Below are 1,600 nucleotides of genomic sequence, written 5' to 3' on the forward strand. Positions count from 1 at the left end.
TATCGGAGTTCGTCCCGTCCTTCATCGGCTCCTAGCGCCAAGGCATCCACCGTGTGCCCTTAGTAGCTTAACCTACTAGGTTTATTCGGCATATCGCTATGCCGCTCGGATCTCCTCGGTGATTGCAACATCGACGGTCAAAGAAGGATTTTCCTTCTTAACCTCGTTGCTTTATTCCATATCTAATTTTCAAGGTGCGTTTCTTTGTGATCACCGCCACATCGCGGCGACAAGTAGTAATATAACATGGTTCAATAATAAATGCAACCCCTTTTTTTGTTTTTTCATTAACCACATCAAAACATCCAGAACTGGAAAGGTGTTTCCATGGTTTTGCCAAACAGTTCTCTTTATCTTACTTCACTTCCTCTGTCATTCTAAGAAAAGCTCTCCCTGTTCATGGCTTTGTCGCATCCCCCTAACACAATCAAAGGCTTGCAAATTCGATGTGAACTTGCAAGCCTCTCCTCAATTAGAGCGCAGGAATTTGCCAATCGATTTCTTTTCTGCCCATTTCTTTTAAAAGCTGATTTGCCTTTGAAAAAGGTTTCGTACCAAAAAAACCTTTTCTTGCCGCAAAGGGGCTGGGATGAGCCGACTCGATAATGTGGTGGCGCTCATTTGTGATTAAGTTCTTTTTCTCTTGCGCATGCCGCCCCCACAACAGGAACACAACCGGTTGCTCCCGTTCGTTTAACGCCTTGATCACCTGGTCGGTAAAGTTCTCCCATCCTTTACCCTTATGGGAATTGGGTTTGCTCTCCCTTACCGTCAACACCGTGTTCAACATCAGAACGCCCTGCTCCGCCCACTTCACCAAATAACCATGGTTAGGGATCTCGCAACCTACATCATCATGTAGCTCTTTGAAAATGTTCTTAAGAGAGGGGGGTTGTTTCACTCCCGGCTTGACAGAAAAGCTCAGCCCGTGCGCCTGTCCCGCCCCATGGTAAGGGTCTTGTCCCAATATCACAACACTGGTGTCTTGGTATGATGTCAGATTCAAAGCCGAAAAGACATCTTCTCGAGGAGGATAAATGGTTTCTTGCTCATATTCTTTTTCCAAAAAGGAAATCAATTCTTTATAGTACGGTTTCTCAAACTCCGGTTGCAAAATGGTGGCCCAATCATTGGTAAGCGTAAACATGTCAACCGATCCTCTCCGTCTGATCTAATGTTGTTATCACTTATCCATTGTCACACAGATGGAGAAGGTATGTAAAGGAACAAGTGTTTGACAAACACATTTTCCCCTATGCTATTCCCTGTTAATCCCACCAGTCGCCGATCACTTAACATCTTGGCTTCTAGCGGTGTTTACACTCGCTCAGACATCTTCGGGCCTGCTTCATAAACAGCTTCCCCGATGAAGATCGGTATGCTCCGCCTGGTTCATCGGCTCCATGCAAATCAAAAAGCCCCAGCCTTAGGCTGGGGCTTGGTATTCCCTGAAAACTAAAGAGTGAGTGTCACGTGACCCAAGAAAATGATCGATTATGCTCTAGAAAGAGCTCCTTAGAAAGGAGGTGATCCATCCCCACCTTCCGGTAGGGATACCTTGTTACGACTTCACCCCAATCATCTGCCCCACCTTCGGCGG

The 1,600-nt window shown here is 46.1% G+C and carries 2 protein-coding genes and 2 rRNA genes; all 4 read right to left on the bottom strand.

Features of this window, described 5'->3' with window-relative positions; translation table 11 throughout:
- A 23S ribosomal RNA gene (locus CLV36_RS16855) occupies window positions 1-73 on the bottom strand; the annotation flags it as partial.
- Between the two features lie 84 nt (window positions 74-157).
- Window positions 158-340, bottom strand: a complete 183-nt coding sequence (locus CLV36_RS17070) for a hypothetical protein (RefSeq protein ID WP_146130670.1) — start codon at window positions 338-340, stop codon at window positions 158-160.
- A 132-nt stretch (window positions 341-472) separates the two neighbouring features.
- On the bottom strand, window positions 473-1,147 hold the full coding sequence (locus tag CLV36_RS16860) for a uracil-DNA glycosylase (RefSeq protein WP_106343410.1): 675 nt from the start codon (window positions 1,145-1,147) through the stop codon (window positions 473-475).
- Window positions 1,148-1,519: 372 nt separating this feature from the next.
- Window positions 1,520-1,600, bottom strand: a 16S ribosomal RNA gene (locus CLV36_RS16865); the annotation flags it as partial.

It is taken from the genome of Laceyella sediminis (genome assembly GCF_003003125.1).
Lineage (GTDB): Bacteria > Bacillota > Bacilli > Thermoactinomycetales > Thermoactinomycetaceae > Laceyella > Laceyella tengchongensis.

Excerpts from the sequence above, each read along its gene's own strand:
- CLV36_RS16860 (WP_106343410.1), bottom strand. The coding sequence starts at position 1,147 with ATGTTTACGCTTACCAATGATTGGGCCACCATTTTGCAACCGGAGTTT.